Source organism: Afipia massiliensis (assembly GCF_001006325.2).
Taxonomy (GTDB): Bacteria; Pseudomonadota; Alphaproteobacteria; order Rhizobiales; family Xanthobacteraceae; genus Afipia; species Afipia massiliensis_A.
The window spans coordinates 2,499,934-2,517,085 of record NZ_LBIA02000001.1; the positions used below are offsets into that span (position 1 = coordinate 2,499,934).

Annotated in this window: 16 protein-coding genes; all 16 read left to right on the forward strand. The window is 58.3% G+C overall.

Annotation, left to right across the window (positions count from 1 at the left end):
• The first annotated feature begins 8 nt into the window (after nt 1–8).
• The 16 genes from cofE (at nt 9) to YH63_RS12010 (ending at nt 17,147) form a co-directional block, all read left to right on the forward strand.
• Nucleotides 9–776 carry a coenzyme F420-0:L-glutamate ligase gene (gene cofE, locus YH63_RS11935; RefSeq protein ID WP_046827417.1) on the forward strand — a complete coding sequence of 256 codons (768 nt, stop codon included), beginning with the start codon at nt 9–11 and terminating at the stop codon, nt 774–776.
• On the forward strand, nt 773–1,756 hold the full coding sequence (cofD, locus tag YH63_RS11940; RefSeq protein ID WP_046827416.1) for a 2-phospho-L-lactate transferase: 984 nt from the start codon (nt 773–775) through the stop codon (nt 1,754–1,756). Before cofE ends, cofD begins: the two co-directional genes overlap by 4 nt.
• Nucleotides 1,756–2,454, forward strand: coding sequence for a 2-phospho-L-lactate guanylyltransferase (cofC, locus tag YH63_RS11945; RefSeq protein ID WP_046827415.1), 699 nt, complete (start codon nt 1,756–1,758; stop codon nt 2,452–2,454). The genes cofD and cofC overlap by 1 nt, the downstream gene beginning before the upstream one ends.
• On the forward strand, nt 2,454–4,880 hold the full coding sequence (gene cofH, locus YH63_RS11950) for a 5-amino-6-(D-ribitylamino)uracil--L-tyrosine 4-hydroxyphenyl transferase CofH (RefSeq protein ID WP_046827414.1): 2,427 nt from the start codon (nt 2,454–2,456) through the stop codon (nt 4,878–4,880). Before cofC ends, cofH begins: the two co-directional genes overlap by 1 nt.
• An 81-nt stretch (nt 4,881–4,961) precedes the next feature.
• On the forward strand, nt 4,962–6,479 hold the full coding sequence (locus YH63_RS11955; protein ID WP_046827413.1) for a pyridoxal-phosphate dependent enzyme: 1,518 nt from the start codon (nt 4,962–4,964) through the stop codon (nt 6,477–6,479).
• A complete protein-coding gene (locus YH63_RS11960; RefSeq protein WP_046827412.1) occupies nt 6,476–7,447 on the forward strand; it encodes a CoA transferase subunit A in 972 nt (323 codons plus the stop codon). Before YH63_RS11955 ends, YH63_RS11960 begins: the two co-directional genes overlap by 4 nt.
• Nucleotides 7,440–8,210: a 3-oxoadipate--succinyl-CoA transferase gene (locus YH63_RS11965; protein ID WP_046827411.1), complete on the forward strand. Its 771-nt coding sequence runs from the start codon at nt 7,440–7,442 to the stop codon at nt 8,208–8,210. Before YH63_RS11960 ends, YH63_RS11965 begins: the two co-directional genes overlap by 8 nt.
• Nucleotides 8,211–8,227: 17 nt before the next feature.
• Nucleotides 8,228–9,184 (forward strand): LLM class flavin-dependent oxidoreductase, encoded by a 957-nt coding sequence (locus YH63_RS11970; protein WP_046827410.1) that lies wholly within the window; start codon nt 8,228–8,230, stop codon nt 9,182–9,184.
• 38 nt (nt 9,185–9,222) lie between these two features.
• Nucleotides 9,223–10,587, forward strand: coding sequence for an L-serine ammonia-lyase (locus YH63_RS11975; protein ID WP_046827409.1), 1,365 nt, complete (start codon nt 9,223–9,225; stop codon nt 10,585–10,587).
• 170 nt (nt 10,588–10,757) lie between these two features.
• Nucleotides 10,758–11,912, forward strand: a complete 1,155-nt coding sequence (locus YH63_RS11980; protein WP_046827408.1) for an ABC transporter substrate-binding protein — start codon at nt 10,758–10,760, stop codon at nt 11,910–11,912.
• A gap of 98 nt (nt 11,913–12,010) precedes the next feature.
• Nucleotides 12,011–12,883: a branched-chain amino acid ABC transporter permease gene (locus tag YH63_RS11985; protein WP_046827407.1), complete on the forward strand. Its 873-nt coding sequence runs from the start codon at nt 12,011–12,013 to the stop codon at nt 12,881–12,883.
• Nucleotides 12,880–13,914: a branched-chain amino acid ABC transporter permease gene (locus YH63_RS11990; protein ID WP_046827406.1), complete on the forward strand. Its 1,035-nt coding sequence runs from the start codon at nt 12,880–12,882 to the stop codon at nt 13,912–13,914. The genes YH63_RS11985 and YH63_RS11990 overlap by 4 nt, the downstream gene beginning before the upstream one ends.
• Nucleotides 13,914–14,717, forward strand: coding sequence for an ABC transporter ATP-binding protein (locus tag YH63_RS11995; protein ID WP_046829568.1), 804 nt, complete (start codon nt 13,914–13,916; stop codon nt 14,715–14,717). Before YH63_RS11990 ends, YH63_RS11995 begins: the two co-directional genes overlap by 1 nt.
• Nucleotides 14,704–15,408: an ABC transporter ATP-binding protein gene (locus tag YH63_RS12000; RefSeq protein ID WP_046827405.1), complete on the forward strand. Its 705-nt coding sequence runs from the start codon at nt 14,704–14,706 to the stop codon at nt 15,406–15,408. The genes YH63_RS11995 and YH63_RS12000 overlap by 14 nt, the downstream gene beginning before the upstream one ends.
• A gap of 28 nt (nt 15,409–15,436) precedes the next feature.
• Nucleotides 15,437–15,685: a hypothetical protein gene (locus tag YH63_RS12005; protein WP_205717113.1), complete on the forward strand. Its 249-nt coding sequence runs from the start codon at nt 15,437–15,439 to the stop codon at nt 15,683–15,685.
• A gap of 559 nt (nt 15,686–16,244) precedes the next feature.
• Complete coding sequence (locus tag YH63_RS12010) at nt 16,245–17,147, forward strand: NAD(P)-dependent oxidoreductase (RefSeq protein WP_046827402.1); 903 nt, start codon at nt 16,245–16,247, stop codon at nt 17,145–17,147.
• Nucleotides 17,148–17,152 lie beyond the last annotated feature (5 nt).

The following is a 17,152-nucleotide window of genomic DNA, read 5'->3' on the forward strand; positions in this document are numbered from 1 at the left end:
TGCAGTTGATGGCGAAGAGCGTCACATATCATGCTGTGCCCGGTATCCCGCTCATCGCTCCGGGCGATGATCTTGCTGCGCTCGTTGTTGAGTCCCTAAACACGGCGCAACTTCCGCTGATATCCGGCGACATCGTCGTTGTCGCCCAGAAGATCGTGTCGAAGGCTGAGAACCGCTACGTCGCATTGAAGGACGTGGTTCCGTCGGAGAAAGCACGAACGCTTGCCGGCCAGATCGGCAAGGACCCACGTTATATCGAAGTGGTTCTGTCAGAATCCGAAGAGGTCGTGCGCCATCGTCCCAACATCATGATCGTCGCGCATCGGCTTGGATTCGTGATGGCCAATGCCGGCATTGACCAATCGAACATCGAGCACGTTAACGGCGAAGAGCGCGTGCTGTTGCTGCCGCGCAATCCCGACGCGGCCGCGACTGAGCTGAAAACGCGGTTTGATACAGCATTCGGCGTCAATGTCGGAGTCGTCATCAACGACAGCTTCGGGCGTCCCTGGCGGAATGGCGTCGTTGGCGTTGCTCTTGGTGCCGCGGGTTTGCCGTCGCTGCTCGACATGATTGGTGCGCCGGACATGTTCGGCCGGCCGATGCAGATGACGGAAATCGCGGTGGCCGATGAAATCGCGGCCGGTGCCTCGCTGCTGATGGGGCAGGCGGCGGAGGGGTTGCCGGTGGTAGTCGTTCGCGGGCTGGCATTCGACGCTGCCTCACGCCCTGCTTCGGCGCTGGTGCGCCCGCGTGAACGGGACATGTTCCGATGAATGTTCAATCGACATTACCTCTGCGCGGACGGCCCGTGGTTGCGCTGTGCGGTGGCGTCGGAGGTGCCAAGCTGGCACTGGGATTGGAACGCCTGATCGGCGCTGATCTGACCGTGATCGTTAACACCGGTGACGATTTCGAGCATCTCGGCCTGCATGTTTCGCCGGACATCGACACTGTTCTTTATACACTCGGGGGGCTCAGCGACGTCGAGCGCGGCTGGGGCAGGGCGGACGAGACTTGGAATTTCATGGAGTCGCTGGGCGGCCTCGGCGGCGAGACATGGTTTCGACTCGGCGACCGCGATCTCGCCATGCACGTCGAACGTACGCGCGCGCTGCGAGCAGGGGTATCTCTCACGGATTTCACAACGGCGGTCGCGCGCCAGCTGGGGATTGCGGCAAGCATCCTCCCAATGTCGGACGATCGCGTCGAGACCATGGTGATTACGGCTGATGGGCCTCTGCCGTTCCAGCGCTATTTCGTCGGGCTGCAATGCGCGCCGGTGGTAAAGCGACTTGAATTCAGGAATGCAGAACGGGCCGCGGCTTCTAGTCAGGTTCTGGCGGCGCTCGGAAATCCAAACCTCGCCGCCGTCATTATTTGTCCGTCGAATCCGTATCTCAGCGTCGATCCCATTCTGGCAGTTTCAGGTATTCGCAAGGCTCTCGATCATGTGACCGCGCCGATTGTCGCGATCTCTCCCTTGATCGGCGGGCAGGCAGTGAAGGGCCCGACGGCAAAGATCATGGCGGAACTCGGCGTGCCGGCGGATTCCGTCGCGATCGCCCGGCACTATCGTTTCATCGATGGGTTGATCATTGACGAGACCGATCGTGGCGATGCCGGCAAGATTGATATGCCCGTGTACGTGAAATCCACATGGATGCGGAGTTTAGAGGATCGTGATCGGCTGGCGGCCGATTGCCTGGATTTCGCTGTGCGGCTGGCGGACGCTGAGAGAAGGAAAGTGACGTGATGGAAACGTTCGCTGACAACCCTTCAAACATCTGGGCCATTGTTCCCGTCAAACGGCTGAGCCACGCCAAACAGCGGCTTGCGCCGGTTTTGTCGCGAAATGAGCGGGTCAAACTTGCACGTACCATGTTGCATGAAGTTTTGACGACGCTGTGCGCCTCCGACCTTGCTGGCATCATGGTCGTCACCAGCGATCCGATGGTGGCAAAGCTTGCCACGCTGTTTGATGCACGGGTAATCCACGATGGCATGGAAGCTGGCGTTAACGCGGCGGTTCAGCAAGGCCTGGGGGCGCTCGATGCGACGGCGGGGGCGCTGATTATTCCGGCCGATGTGCCGTTCGCGACCGCAAGCGATCTGCGGGCGATCATCGATGAACTTCAGCATCATCCGGTGGTGCTGGCGCCAGCCTTGTCCGATGGCGGTACCAACGCTCTCGCTATGCGCGCGCCGGATATGATCGTGCCCAAGTTCGGTGAAGACAGCTATTTGCGCCACCAGATGCAGTCTCGGGTGAAGGGCCTTCCGTGCGGCGTCGTCAGCTCAGACGGCATCGGACGGGATATCGATCGCCCGCAAGACCTGGTCGCGCCGATGGTGACCAGGAAGTATTCGCTGACTGCGGCGCTACTCGTGGAATTGAATATTTCAATCCGCTTGGGTGTCGGTGCGCTGCCGCTCTGTGTGAGGCATATGTGATGACGGTCGTTTCTTTGCTGCGGGAATTTCCGCTGGACCGCCGCCTTACCCGCGAGGAGGCCTCTGATCTCGTTCACACCGGCGATCTGGATCAGCTTCTTGCCACCGCTGCTGCGCGGCGTGACGCCGCTCACGGACAAAAGGTGTCGTATTCGCGCAAGGTTTTCATTCCGCTGACCCAGCTTTGCCGGGACGTTTGCCACTACTGCACGTTCGCGCATGCGCCGCGTAATGGTGAAAAGCCTTACCTTTCGATCGAGCAGATGGTTACCATTGCGCAGGCAGGCAAGAAGGCGGGATGCAAGGAAGCGTTGTTTACACTGGGGGATAAACCTGAGTTGCGCTACCGCGTCGCCCGCGAAGAACTCGACAGGCTAGGCCATCCTACCACGCTGTCGTATGTCGCGGAAGCTGCGGCTGCTGTGTTTCGCGAAACAGGCCTGCTTCCGCATATCAATCCCGGCCTGATGAGCGGAGAAGACATCGACGCCCTGCGGAAGGTTTCAGTCTCTCAGGGCATTATGCTGGAGAGCATATCGGATCGCCTCGGCGAAAAAGGTGGTGCCCATCATGGTTCGCCGGACAAGGTGCCGGCCGCGCGCCTCGAAACGATGCGATTGGCCGGTGAACGGAGCGTGCCGTTCACGTCCGGTATTCTCATCGGTATTGGCGAGACGCGACAGGAGCGTATCGACTCGTTGCTTGCACTGCGTGATCTCAACGACCAGTACGGGCACATTCAGGAAATCATCGTCCAGAACTTCCGTCCAAAGGCTGGCACGCGCATGGCGAATGCTGAGTCACCGGATGTTGAAGACCACCTCTGGACGATTGCGATCGCGCGGTTGATTTTCGATCCTGAGATGAACATTCAGGCGCCACCCAACTTGAGCCCGGGCGCGCTGGGCCGACTCGTGGCTGCGGGTATCAATGACTGGGGTGGCGTGTCGCCGGTGACGCCGGATCATGTCAATCCTGAAGCGCCGTGGCCTCATCTGCGTGTTCTCGAAGCGGCGACCAAGGCTACGGGCAAGGATCTCGTCGAGCGTCTTGCGATCTATCCGGCGTTTGCGCGCGACACCAGCCGTTGGGTTGATGAGAGCCTGCGAACATCGATTCTCAATCACATCGATGGTGACGGTGCTCCTCGCGTGGACGATTGGTGTCCCGGGCATGTTGGTCAACTGCCGACGAGCGAACTTGGATGGATTCAAAGAGCGTCATCAGTCAAGCCGTCCGCGAACCTTGCTCAGGTGCTGGCGAAAGCGCAGCGAGGCGACGCGCTCGGTGAAGCGGAGATTGTTGATCTGTTCCGCGCCCGTGGTGATGACTTTGCAGCTATATGCCGCGCAGCCGATGAATTGCGTCGTGAGAAGAACGGCGACACGGTGAGCTACGTCGTAACGCGGAACATCAACTATACCAACATCTGCTCGTTCAAGTGTCAGTTTTGTGCCTTCTCGAAAGGCAAGATGAGCGAGAACCTGCGTGGACGGCCTTACGATCTCGAGATGAGTGAAGTCGCGGGGCGTGTGGTCGAAGCGTGGGAACGCGGCGCGTCCGAAGTCTGTATGCAAGGCGGTATTCATCCATCCTATACCGGACAGAAGTATCTCGATATCTGCCGGACGGTGAAAGAGGCTGTGCCGCAGATGCACATGCACGCGTTCTCGCCGTTAGAGATTCATCAGGGCGCCCAGACGTTGGGAATTCCGGTGATCGAATTTCTTCGCGAGTTGAAGGCGGCGGGCCTCGGTACGCTGCCGGGCACTGCGGCTGAGATTCTCGACGACGAGGTCCGCGCGATATTGTGTGCTGACAAGATCAACACGCAGCAGTGGCTCGATGTGATGCGCGCTGCGCATACAGTAGGCTTCCGCTCGACCGCGACCATCATGTTCGGCCACATCGAAGGTTATCGGCATTGGGCACGTCATTTGCTGCGTATCCGCAATCTGCAAGCAGATACCGGCGGCTTTACGGAGTTTGTGCCGCTTCCGTTCGTTCACATGGAAGCACCGATCTATCTCAAGGGGCGTGCGCGGCCGGGTCCCACGTTCCGCGAAGCGATTCTGATGCATGCGGTCGCGCGGCTGGTTCTCAATCCGCATGTTCTCAACATCCAGGCGTCCTGGGTGAAGCTCGGTGCTGAGGGCGTCCGTCAGTGTCTGGCTGCCGGTGTCAACGATCTTGGTGGCACCTTGATGGACGAGAGCATTTCGCGTTCGGCTGGTGCATCCCACGGTCAGGAAATGACACCGCAAGATATGGAGGCGATCATTCTGTCGGCCGGGCGCATTCCAAGGCAGCGGACGACATTTTATCGCAATGCAGAAGAGGACGTTCGGTTGCGTTCGTTTGACGCGGCTGCTGCTCGAATGGCGGGCAATAGTGATAAAAACGCGCATGCCGCAAGTATTTCGTAGGACCCGTCGCGCCGGTCTAGACATCCTATTTTACTAACGTTAGTATCATTCAAATCGGTGTGAGCCTGAAAGAGTTTGGCGATGTCTTCGGTCATCAATCCCGAAATAGTCGATAGCAAACAGCGCGCGCGAGCCATCGCGCGGGTCCGCGAGCGCGGCGTGGTGATGCCGACGTTCTCTCAGCTTGCCAATCCGTCCAGCATTCCTGCCGCTGCGTCGAAGGCGCTGGCGGATGTCGCGCCAGATGAGCCGCATGCAGGAAATCTTTGGCGTGTCCATTGGTACAATGGAGCCGATCGCGCCAGCCGGATCGATGTGCCGGGCTATCTCGTGCTCCCGGAATCGCTCACGGGTGTAAAAGCGCCGATTGTTGTGCTGCTTGGCCGGCGTTTTCCGATGATCGGCGCCCACAAGGTGTTGCCTGCCTATTCGGCTCTGGCGACGCAGCTTGTGACGGGGCGCTTCGATCCTGAGCATCAGAAGGCGATCTGGCCGTCGACCGGAAACTATTGTCGCGGGGGCGTGTCGGTGTCGCGCGTCCTTGGGTGCCGCGGCGTTGCCGTGCTTCCCGAGGGCATGAGCCGCGAGCGTTTCGAGTGGCTTGAAAAATGGGTTGCGCATCCGGACGATATCGTGCGGACGCCGGGCACCGAGAGCAACGTCAAGGAAATCTACGACAAGTGCGCGGAGCTCGATCGTGATCCGCAGAACGTCATTCTCAACCAGTTTTCGGCTTTTTCAAATTACATCATTCATTACGCCTGCACCGGGAGTGCGGCAGAGCAGGCGTTCCTCGCGTTCAAGGGCGCTGGGCAGGGGCGCCTCGCTGCGTTCGTTTCGGCCACAGGTTCGGCGGGAACCATTGCGGCCGGCGACTATCTGAAGAAGCGGCATGGAACGCAGATCGCTGCGGTCGAAGCGTTGGAATGCCCGACGATGCTGAACAACGGCTACGGCGAGCACAACATTCAAGGCATCGGCGACAAGCATATTCCGTTCATCCATAATGTGATGAACACCGACGTCGTGATCGGCGTTTCGGATCGCGTCAGCGACGGCCTTAACCTGCTGTTCGGTTCGGACGTCGGTCGCAAATATCTTCAGAAGCGGCAGAATCTCGATGCTGGTCTGATTGCGGCGTTCGCGGACGTCGGCATTTCCGGCTTCGCCAACATCGTCGCGTCGATCAAGCTGGCAAAGCAACTTCACTACGGGCCGGACGATGTCATCGTTACCGTCGCGACAGACAGCTCATCGCTTTACGACAGCGAGCGCGACAGCTATCGCGCGAAGCATTTCGCATCGTTTGACGAAGTGAATGCGGGTGAGATTTTCGGCTCCTGCCTTGGGTCGGTCGCAACCGACAATGTCATGGAGCTCACGGATCAATTGCGGCGGCAGGTTTTCAACCTCGGCTATTACACTTGGGTCGAGCAGCAAGGCGTTAGCGTCGAAGACTTTGAGCGCCGCAGGCACCAGTTGTTCTGGAGTGGTCTCGCGGACAGCCTTCCGGAATGGGACCGGCTGATCGAGGACTTCAACGCCGAGGCCTTCGGGCCGCAGCACAAGGCCGAAATGGCAGGCAAGGCAAGGTCATGAGTGTAGGTCGAGATACAGTCCAGCCATATCAGAAGCTGCGAGAGAGTCTGTCGCGTCGCGATCGGAGTCTTCGCGAAAAGGTGGTGACGCTCGAAGAAGCTGCGTCCTTCGTCAGCGACGGTGCGTCAGTGGGCATCGGCGGTTCGACCATATCGCGAACGCCGATGGCTATGATCTGGCAATTGATCCGGGCGCGAAAGAAAGAGCTCTCGTGCTCGCGCTGCATTATTTCGACCGACGGCGACCTGCTGCTCGGATCGGGTGTATCCAATCACATCATTTCGAGCTGGTTCGCCCAGGGCATCCTGTGGGGCCTATCGAAGGTGATGCGTCATCACGTCGAGGGTGGAGCGGCGCGTTACGACGAGTGGAGCCACATGGGCATGGGCATGCGGTTTCGCGCCGGCGCCATGGGCGTTCCGTTCATGCCAATGCGCTCGATGCTCGGTTCCGATGTGGGCCGGATACGCCCGGAAGCGAAAGAGTTCGACTGTCCGTATACCGGCGAGAAGCTTCTGCTTGCACCGGCGTTGAACCCCGACGTCGCGCTGATTCACGTGCAGCGCTGCGATGCTTATGGCAACGCCCAGATTGACGGCCTGCAGTTCATGGACATCGATCTCGCCATGGCCGCCAACCGCGTGATCCTGACGACGGAGCGGATCGTTTCCAACAATCAGATCCGCCGTGCGCCTGACCAGACCAAAATTCCATTCTTCTGCGTCGATGCGGTGGTTGAGGTGCCTTACGGCTCCGCCCCTCATGAATGCTACGGCGTCTACGAGCCCATGATGAAGCACCTCGACGCCTATGTGGCGCAGGTGAACGGCGATCCCGTCGGCGGAATGAAGAAATATCTCGACGAGTATGTCTACGGCCCGAAAACCTGGAATGATTTCCTCGCGATGATTGGCATGGACGAAATCGTGACGGCGAGCCGCAGGGGCAGGAGCATTTTCGATGACTGAACAGAACCGTCATACAGCCTCCGAAATGCTGGCGATTCTGAGCGCGCGCCAACTTAAGGAAGGGCAGGTTGTGTTCGCCGGCATCGGCGTTCCCTTGCTGGCAGCGACACTGGCGCAACGTCTGCGTTGCCCCGGCCTGACAATCCTGTTTGAAGGCGGCGTGATCGGCGCTTTCGTCGAGCCCGGCAAATTGCCGCCATCGACCAACGACCAGCGCTGCACCAAGCGCGCCAATATGGTGCTAGGCAGCGCCGAAGTCTTACTGCTGTTGCAGCGCGGATACGTCGATGTCGGTTTCATGGGCGGCGCGCAGATCGACAAGTATGGAAATCTGAATTCGTCCTTCATCGGCGATCCGGAGAAGCCGAAGACGCGGCTTCCCGGAACCGGCGGCGGCAACGATATCTCCAGCCTGACCAACATGATCGTTGCGATGAAGCATGAAAAGCGCCGCTTCGTCGATCAGGTGGATTTCATCACCAGCCCTGGCTTCATCCGCGGTGGAAAGTCCCGCGCAGAAAGCGGGCTTCCGGAAGGCGGTATGTTTCGAGTGATCACAGAGCTTGCAGTGTTCGGTTTCGACGAGACCTCGCGCCGGATGAAGGTCCTTGCCCTCAATCCTGGCATCACGCGCGAGCAGGTTCAGGACAACACTGGTTTCGATCTGATCTTTGACGATCAGGTCAGCATCACAGAACCACCTACCGAACACGAACTTATCACCCTGCGAATGCTCGATCCCGATCGCCTCTTCATCGCATAAGAAAACGAGGAAGCAACATGACCATACTGTCGAATACGTTCGGTATCGCCGCACGCAACTTTACCGCTTATCCCGAAATGCCGGACGCGAAGGCGCTGGTTGACTACGGTGTGCGCGTCGAAGAGCTGGGCTACGATTCGCTCTGGGTCTGGGATCACATCCTTCTCGGTGTAGATCCGCACTTCCCAATCCTGGACTCGCTGACGACGCTGACTGCGATCGCCGCGCGCACCAGCAAGATCAAGCTTGGCACCGGTATTCTTGTTCTGCCGCTGCGCAACCCAGTTGCCCTGGCCAAGCAATTGTCCAGCATGGATCAGTTCTCGGGCGGCCGCCTGCTAATGGGCATGGCGTCGGGCTGGTACAAGCGCGAGTTCGATGCCATGGGCATTCCGTTCGAAAAGCGCGGCAAGCTGATGGATGAGAATCTGGAGATCATGCGCCGTCTGTGGTCGGAGCCGATGGTTGATGGAAAGTATCTAGCGCACAACATCTCGGCCGCCGTCATGTATCCGAAGCCGGCACAGCAGCCTACCCTGCCGATCTTGATCGGTGGTTACGTCGACAGGGTTCTCCAGCGTGCAGCGACCGTGGGTGATGGCTGGCTGACTTATTTCTATTCGCCGGAGGCGTTCGCAAAATCGTGGGCCAAGCTTCGCAACTTCGCGAAGGAGGGTGGCAAGGACCCTGACAAGCTTCTCAATGCATCTCAGCTGCCGATCATGATCGGTCCGTCGAAAGCCGCAGTGCAAGATGAGATGATGGACTGGCTGAACAAGGAATGGGATTTCCCTGAGCACAGCGATTGCTCGCGCGACAGCGCGATCATGGGCTCAGTGGACGAATGCGTCGAGCAATTGAAGGCGCACCAGGCCGTCGGCGTCCAGAAGATCATCTTCGTGCCCTACAAGTACAGAATGGATCAGGTCGAGACGATCGCGAAGGAAATCATTCCAAGGCTGAAGGCGAAGTAACAGCCAAAGCTGGAGCGGACGATGCCCGATCACCCGTCATGATCAGTATTTTTGATCTGTTCAAGATCGGGATCGGGCCGTCATCGTCGCATACGGTTGGTCCGATGAAGGCCGCTGAGGCCTTTGTAACGGCTCTCGATGAGTCTCAGCGCTCTCGCCTGAAGCGATTGCAAGTCACCTTGCTCGGATCCCTTGCGTGGACCGGGCGCGGTCACGGGACGGACAAGGCGGTTATGCTCGGGCTTTCCGGTTTCTCTCCGGAATCTGTAGTTCCTGATGATGCCGATCGCCATGTGGGTGTCATCGCGGCGACAAGCAAGCTGATACTGAAGGATGGAACAACGGTTCATTTCGATCCAGTGCAGGATATCGTTTTCAAGTTTGACGGACCGACGCCGGTTCATCCGAACACCATCAGGTTTGCGGCGTTCGATCAGGATAGTCACGAACTGAAGGCGGAAACCTGGTACTCGCTCGGCGGCGGATTCGTTCAGCGGGAAGGCGAGGTGAGTTCGGCAGAATTCTCCTCCGAGGTTCCATTCGACTATCGCAGCGCGGCTGAATTGATCGAGATGTGCGACCGCTCCGGTCTTTCGATCGCGCAGGCGGTGCTCGCGAACGAAGCTGTGTTTGCGGATGAAGCGTTGGTCCACGACCGGCTTGATCGTCTCGTGGCGGTGATGTTTGATTGCATCGACCGGGGAATGCGGACCGATGGCGAATTACCGGGGGGCTTGAAGGTCAAGCGCCGCGCGCCCTCCCTGCATGCCAGGTTGCTGATGTCGGAGACGCGCAATGTGCGGCATTCGATCGCAGCAATGGATTATGCGAGCCTGTATGCGATTGCTGTGAACGAGGAAAACGCGGCAGGTGGGCGTGTTGTCACCGCGCCGACCAACGGTGCGGCAGGCGTGATTCCTGCCGTGTTGCGATACTACACCGATCATTGCGAGGGAACCTCCAAGGACGGAGTCAGGATTTTTCTCCTGACCAGCGCGGCAGTCGGTGCGTTGTGCAAGATGAATGCATCCATCTCGGGTGCTGAAGTCGGGTGTCAGGGGGAGGTAGGCGTGGCATGCTCCATGGCTGCGGCCGGCCTTGCTGCGGCGCTGGGCGGCAGCTGCCGACAGATCGAAAATGCCGCGGAGATTGGAATGGAGCACCATCTCGGGATGACGTGCGATCCGATCGGCGGACTAGTGCAAATCCCCTGCATCGAGCGCAACGCTTTTGGCGCGATCAAAGCCATCAACGCGGCTTCGCTGGCGCTAAGCGGCGATGGGTCGCACCACGTCACTTTGGATCAGGTTATCCGTACGATGCGGGATACCGGGGCCGATATGCAGACGAAATACAAGGAAACGTCGCGGGGCGGCCTTGCTGTGAGCGTGCCCGATTGCTGAAAAAACTTGACGGCGTGCGGCCAATACAGATGATACTAACATACCATAAATAGGACAAGTGGAGTTAAGGACGAGCATTTAACCCAACCATGGAAGTAAAGCGGACGAAACTGGCACAAGCCTTGCTTGAAAAAGACCGGATTTCCGCACTCAAACGGAGGAAAAGGAAGATGGCGAAACATACTAAATTTCTTGCAACAATCGCGTTGCTTTCCACGGGTCTAGCCGGGCATGCCTTCGCGCAAACGATCAAGATCGGTGTCAACGAACCGCTGACGGGGCCGTTTGCGGCCTCTGGGACCTACGTCGTCAATGGCGCTAAAATTGCCGCTGATGAGATCAATTCCAAAGGCGGTCTGCTCGGCAAGAAAATTGAACTTGTCATCGAGGACAACAAGAGCAACCCGACCGAAGCTGCGGCAGTGGCTGAAAAGCTGATCACCGCCGACAAAGTGCCGGTCATCATGGGTGCCTGGGGATCGAGCCTGACGTTGGCTGTGATGCCGAAGCTGATGGAATACAAGGTTCCGATGTTGGTTGAGACGTCGTCGTCGGGCAAGATCACGACGACCGGCAACCCCTACATTTTCCGCATCTCGCCGCCGTCGTCAGTCGAAGCAGCGGCGTTCAAGCCAATTCTTCCCAAGCTGTCGATCAAGAAGGCGGATTTCCTTGTCATCAACAATGACTGGGGTCGTGGCGCCGCTGAAGATTTCGGAAAAGTTTTGAAGGCTGAGAACATTAATGTCGGTCTCATCGAGACGATGGACCAGGCCGCTCAAGATATGAGCGCGCAGCTGTCGAAAATTAAGGCAACAGACTCCGACACCATCATGGTGACGACCGCTGTTGAGCAACTCACTCTGGTGCTGAAGCAGGCAACAGCGCTTGGCATCAAAAAGCAGATCGTGACGACAGGCGGCTCGCAGAATCCCGATCAGCTGATCGAACAAGCCGGTCTTGCTGCTAACGGGACATTCCACCTGACCACGTTCGCGCCATGGTACCCGGATGAGACGCCGAATCCCCCGGTAACCAAGTACTTCCTTGGCGAGTGGAAGAAGCGTGGCTTCAACTTTGCCGGCGCGACCGAGAGCTTCCGCGGATATGATGGCATTCGCACCATCGCCGCCGCCATCGAAAAGGCGGGCAAAGCAGAACCCGAGGCGATTGCCGCGGCATTGTGGCAGACCGAATTGCTCGGTCTGAACGGCAAGATCAAGTTCGAGAAACAGGGGCCCTCCGGCAAGGAGAGCGGGCAGAGCATGCCCAACGTCTACCTGATCAAGATCGACAACGCGAAGGTCGTTCTTCCCAAGCTGTAAGTAGACAAGGTGCGGGCATTGATCGATGTCCGCGCCTTTTCACTCCCAAGCTACGGCGGTCCTCGCCGAACGATGAGTATTGACCTGGATAATGCTCGATGACTGAATTTCTGCAACATATGATCAACATGCTGATCCTCGGCAGCACTTATGCACTGCTCGGGATCGGCCTGACCCTGATCTTTGGTATCATGCGCGTGGTGAACTTCGCGCACGGCGAGCTTTACGCATTCGGCGCGTACTTCGTCTATTTCGTCGCCGTGATGCTTGGGTTCAATTTCTTTCTCGCGCTACTCTTTGCAATTGTAGCCGGATGTCTTCTCGGCGCACTGATTGAGTTTGTCCTTTTGCGCCCCATGCGCGGCGCCGATATCGACACGACCATGCTCATCATGATCGGCGCAATGATTGTGATGCAGAATCTGGAGCAGTACGTCTGGGGAGGCGTCGCGAAGTCGGTTTCCACGCCGTTCCCGGAGACGCCGTTGACGATCGGTCCATTCTCGGTCTCGTGGCTGCGGCTTTTCGTATTCTTCGCGGCGCTGGCGTTGATCGGGGTTTCGTATTTCCTGATCAACCGCACCAAGCTTGGCAAGGCGATGCGCGCGACATTCCAGGATACCGACACTGCATCACTGATGGGTGTCAACATTCAAGCGATCTACATGGCGACGTTCGCCATTGGCTCGGCGCTGGCCGCCGCGGCAGGTGCGCTGCTCGGACCGGTTTATGTGATCTCGCCGCAGATGGGCAACATCGCGTCGCTCAAGGCGTTTGCGATCGTGATCCTCGGCGGTCTTGGCAGCATCGGCGGCGCCACCATCGGGGGCTTCATCCTGGCATTCGCCGAGGAAATGGGCGCGGGGTACATCTCGTCGGGTTACCGCGACGCCATGGGCTTTCTGATTATCATCGCGGTCTTGCTATTCAAACCGACCGGCCTCTTTGCGCGATCGGAGCGAATTGGATGACGCGGCTTCTCCCCTGGATCGCGCTGGTCGCGTTCGCATCAGTTCCGTTGTGGCTCAAGGATCCTTATCTCCTGAATGCCTTCGTCACGACGGGCATATTCATCATCGCGGCGATGAGTCTCAACCTGCTGCTGGGCTACACCGGGCAGTTGAGTCTCGGTCACGTCGCCTTTTTCGGAATCGGTGCCTATACAAGCGCGTTGACGGCACTTGGCTTCGATATCGAACTGATCGGCGGCATCCGCATCGTTCATGAGCCCTGGCCGGTCTGGCTCGGCTTTATCATCGCAATTCTGTTCACTGGCCTTTGTGGTTATGTTGTCGGGAAGCTCTCGTTTCGAGTCCGCGGCGCCTACTTCGTCATCGTGACGATCAGCTTCGCTGAGGTCGTGCGGCTGGTGGCGCTGAACTGGGTGGAGTTGACCCAAGGTCCGCTGGCATTGACCTCCATTCCGCCCTTGACGCTCGGGCTTCCAGGGATCGGCTACTTTGATTTTTTCAGCAAACAATCGAATTACTATCTGGTCCTCGGCGTCGTTGTTATCTCATACATCATCATTAGCCGCCTGGTGAATTCAAGGATCGGGCGCGCGATGGTCGCGTTGAAGGAGAATGAGTCGCTGGCGGTTTCCGTCGGCATCGACGTGACGCGCTACCTCGTGCTGGCGGCAGTTGTTTCAGCTGGTATTGCCGGCGCAGCGGGAAGTCTGTACGCGCACTATCTGAAGATCATCGATCCCGATGTCTTCCTCTTCCTCTACACCGTCACCATGGTGATCATGGTGATTACCGGGGGTAAGGGCACGCTGGCTGGGCCTCTCGTCGGTGGATTGATTTTCGGTTTCATCCCGGTGGTGGCGCGGTCGTTCGCGGCTCCGGAAATCCAGTGGATCCTCTATGGGTTGTTCATGATCCTGATCGTGTTCGTGTTGCCGCAGGGCATCGTCCCGGCCATTGAGAAATGGTTCGGCGTCGATGAAACGAAGGATTCTGTCGGCGCGCCGAAAGCCAAGACGCAGGATGTGCCATGATGCAGGTTCAAGCAGCTAAGGCGCTACCGGCGCTTTCGATCGAGCATATCGCCGTTCATTTCGGCGGGCTCGTTGCGATCTCGGACCTGAACTTCGTCGTCAATGAAGGCGAAGTTGTCAGCCTGATTGGCCCGAACGGTGCCGGCAAGACGACGGCTTTCAACGTCATCACGGGGTTTCTGCGGCCGACCAAAGGCGAGGTCCGCTATCGCGGAGTGTCCTTGAACAATCTGAAGCCGCATGAGGTCACGTCGTTGGGTCTGGTGCGGACCTTTCAGCGAACCAGCGTGTTTCAGAGCGTCAGCGTGTTCGAAAACGTCATGATCGGCTTGCATCGCCGCGGCCGCTCGCGGCTGTGGGACACTCTGCTGGCGTTGCCGCGGGAGCGTGAGTCCGAAAAGGAATTGCGGACAAGGGCTGCCGAAATCCTTGCGCTGGTCGGTATTGAACGCCGCTCGCGCGAAATGGCAGGTTCGCTCGCTTATGGTGATCAGCGGCTTCTGGGTGTCGCGTTGGCGCTGGCCGCAGATCCTTCGATGCTGCTGCTGGATGAGCCGGTCTCCGGCATGAATGCGACGGAGACGGCGCGGTTTATGCAACTCCTCGATCGGTTGCGCGGCCTCGGTGTCACGATCCTGCTCGTGGAGCATGACATGCCCATGGTAATGGGCGTGTCGGATCGCATTGTCGTCTTGAACTACGGGCGGATCATCGCCGAGGGCCCACCTTCGGCGATTCAGGGTAATCCAGAAGTCATTCGTGCTTATCTCGGGCAAGGAGCCAAGAAACGTGCTAGAGATTAGCGATCTCATTTGCCGCTATGGCAAAGTTGAAGCCATCAAGGGCATCTCTCTGTCGATCAAGCAGGGGCAGCTTGTCGCGCTGATCGGCGCGAACGGCGCCGGTAAGAGCACGACGTTGCGCTCAATTTCCGGAATTTTGCCTTCGGCGTCCGGCCGCATGATGTTTGAGGGAGAAGACATCACGCGCTGTTCGGCGCGGGAAATTCTTGCACGAGGTATTGCCCATTGTCCCGAGGGACGGCGGGTGTTTCCGGACATGACGGTCGAGGAGAATCTCGACATGGGCGCGTATCTGAGGCGCGACGCCGATGGCGTTGCCGAAGACTGTGACCGTGTCTTCACGCAGTTTCCTCGGCTCGCGGAACGCCGCAATCAAGTTGCAGGAACACTGTCCGGTGGTGAACAGCAGATGCTTGCGATCGGTCGCGCGATCATGTCCAAGCCGAAACTCATGATGTTCGATGAGCCATCGCTTGGGCTCGCGCCCAATATTGTGGAACAAGTGTTCGAGATCATCGACGGCATCCGCAAGTCAGGCACCACCATTCTGATGGTTGAGCAGAATGCCTATTCCGCGCTGGATATGTGCGACTACGCATATCTGATGGAGGCGGGGTCTATCGTTCTGTCTGGACGCGGCGAAGAGCTCATCGACAATGAGCATATCCGCAAGGCCTATCTGGGTGGGTGAAGGCCGGGCGCTGCAGGCGGACGCTCGCATGATCGATGCCGCCGTCGCTGCCGAACGATCGGCCGGACAGAATGTCAGCCTAGTGCGCCGACAGGTCGAGCAAGGGCAAGTTAACATTGCGCTTCTGATTGCGGCACAGCAGGCTTTTTTGCAGACATCACTTGCCCGCGTCGACGCGGAAGCCTCGCGCCTAGCGAATACTGTCGCCTTGTTTCAGGCTCTTGGCGGCGGATGGTGGAACAGAGATTGTGTCAACACAATGAGAGAAGCGAGTTGAGTTTAACTCGCCCTTGCAAGGTGGTGATGCTGGCTCGCGAATGATTTCAGTTGCCTGATAATAGGCTCGATCAAATAGCTTGCTTGTTGTTCGCCAGATAGCTGCTGCCTCAGTTGCGTCCGTGGGCCTTGCGCGCAGGTAATAGTTGCCTGTTTTCCCTGTTTCTTAAATATTTTTCCTGTTAGTTTGAATCGGGCCGGCGCAAGAATCCGCTGCAGCTCAGCGGCTTCTGGTTTCAATAGAGCGTTGAAGTCCCGAAATCGCGAAATTCCCTGTAAAATTCCCTGTGCTGCGAATTTTGTTGGAGGCCGTCGCGATCAGCGACTGTGTCGCCAGGGTGGCGGGATTCGAACCGGCACGTTCTTGGCCAACGTTTCGCCAATGAAACGACCGCTAATCGATTGAGGCGAACGTGATCAAACAGCCGTTAAATTGTTGATTTATCACAAGCGGATTGGTTGATAGGCTCGCTCATAACGAGTCCTGCCGGGCCCACCAAATTCGCGGGCAATCGTCATCTTCGCAAGGCCATTACCTCCACAATCGCAAGGCGCGCTGAATGGACAAGAGCGTTGGCATCATCGGCATTGGTATCATGGGCACCGCCATGGCGAGCAACCTGTGTCAGGCTGGCTTTAACGTCGTCGGTTATGACCCCATCCCCGCAGCCTGTGCGCGCCTGGAAGATTCAGGTGGCCGGGTGCTGGCCTCGCCGCGCGCGGTGGCCGAGGCTGCACCCATTATCATCATGTCACTGCCCAAAGCCGAAGCCCTGACGGATGTGATCGGTGGAGCCGAAGGCATCGTTCAGGCGGCGGGAACCGGTCAGATCGTCATTGAATGTTCGACGCTGCCGATGAACATCAAGCAAGCAGCCTTCGATGAAATGGAAAGGCACGGCAAGATACTGCTCGATTGCCCGATCAGTGGCACCGGCGCGCAGGCCGTCAACAAAGACCTCGTCATTCTGGGCAGTGGCGACAAGGACGCTTTCGAGCGTTGCGCGGCGGTCTTCGCCGGCATGTCACGCGTCCAGCATTACCTCGGGCCATTCGGGCGAGGCAGCGTGATGAAGTACATCGCCAATCATCTCGTCACGATCCATAACGTGGCGGCGGCGGAAGCCATGGTCCTCGGAATCAAGGCCGGGATTGATCCGGCGCTGGTCTACGATACGCTTGCAGACAGCGCTGGTACGTCGCGCATGTTCCAGATGCGCGGTCCCTTGATGCGCGATGAGAATTATGACGCGCCGACAGCCACGATCCGGATGCAGCTCAAGGACATCGGGATCATCGACGCTTTCGCGGACAGCCTTGATTGCGCGCTGCCGGTCTACGCGGCTGCATCGAAGATCTATCAGGCGGGCGCTGCACTTGGTCGCAGAGAACAGGATACTGCGGCCGTGTGCGCCGTGCTTGAAACCATGCACGGAATTGACCGGAAGAAATTGACGTCGTAGGTCAG